Origin of the sequence: Arthrobacter oryzae (assembly GCF_030812315.1) — a bacterium.
In the GTDB taxonomy this organism is placed as follows: Bacteria; Actinomycetota; Actinomycetes; order Actinomycetales; family Micrococcaceae; genus Arthrobacter; species Arthrobacter oryzae_B.
In genome coordinates, this window is sequence record NZ_JAUSSM010000036.1 from 1 (window position 1) to 1376 (window position 1376).

The window sequence follows — 1376 nt, forward strand, 5'->3', positions numbered from 1 at the left end:
TCCGTGACCAGCGGGTAGATCTGTAATGGTCATGTGCCGGCCGGAGGCCGGCTGGCAGGCTGGACCCCGGAGAATGGCGTGTGACTCAGGGTATATCCGACCCGCGCGTGCGGTGTCTTGAAAATGACTCGTCCGCGCCGTTCCCCGGGCACCGGTCTGCCCGCCACGGATGACCTGATCAGAAGACTGTCCACCCTTTAGTGTGACCCGTTACAGATGCGTCTCCGAAGCGACCCAGGCAGGCTCCTGCCAATCTGTCCGGTCAATATAAAAGGAGAACGCAGCATGGCGATCATTGCCGAAGAATTTGAGTTCGTCGTCGGAGTCGACACCCACGCCCGCACCCACACTTTCACCGCTGTTCATGCCTCAACCGGTGCAGTGGTCGACACCGCTGTCTTCCCGGCCACCTCCGCGGGAATGGATCGTGCGATCACCTGGATCCGGCGGCGCACAGGCGGGGAGACGGTCTTCGCGGCTGTCGAGGGCACGTCCTCCTACGGCGCCCGGCTCACCCAGGTCTTGCTTGCCGCACACATCGAGGTTGGCGAGGTCCGGCCGCCCACCCGCTCATCGCGGGCCCTCACCGGCAAATCGGACCCGATCGACGCCGAAGCCGCGGCCCGCTCGGTCCTCGGGCGACCCCGCGATCAGGTGATGGAGCCACGCGCTGCAGGAACCAGAGCCGCGATCAGAATACTGCTTGCCTCACGGTCCCTGCTCGATCACCAACGCACCGCGAACCGCAACGCCCTCACCGCCCTCCTCCGCGGCACGGATCTCGGAATCGACGCCCGGGCATCCCTGCGAGACGCACAGATCACCGCCATCGCAGCCTGGCGGACCTCAAACAGCACCGACCCCCTGATCCGAATCGCCCGCGCCGAAGCCAAACGCCTGGCCCTGGCCGTCAAAGACCTAACCGGCCGGCTCACCGAAAACCACAAAGCACTGGCGCAGCTCACCGAAGAACTGGCGCCAGGGCTCCAATCCGTTCCCGGCGTCGGGCCCGTGACAGCAGCCATCATCATCTGCGCCTACTCCCACCACGGCCGCATCCGCTCAGAGGCAGCCTTCGCCGCACTCGGCGGCGTCGCACCACGCCCCGCTTCCTCCGGCAACACCACCCGGCACCGGCTCAACCGATCAGGCGACCGTCAGCTCAACCGCGCCTTCGACGTCATCGTCCGCACCCGCATGAGCTTCGACACCCCCACCAAGGACTACGTGACCCGCAGCCGGGCAAAAGGAAAATCAAACCGCGAAATCCGCCGCAACCTCAAACGCTACGTCTGCCGCTCCATCTTCCGGCAACTCCAAACCATCATGACTTGACAGAACCCATAGAAGAGTCATTTTGGGTTGATGTCCCTGGC

Annotated in this window: 1 protein-coding gene; it reads left to right on the forward strand. The window is 64.7% G+C overall.

The window, feature by feature from the left end; translation table 11 throughout:
• The first annotated feature begins 285 nt into the window (after positions 1-285).
• A complete protein-coding gene (locus J2S97_RS23920) occupies positions 286-1335 on the forward strand; it encodes an IS110 family transposase (RefSeq protein ID WP_307052417.1) in 1050 nt (349 codons plus the stop codon).
• Positions 1336-1376 lie beyond the last annotated feature (41 nt).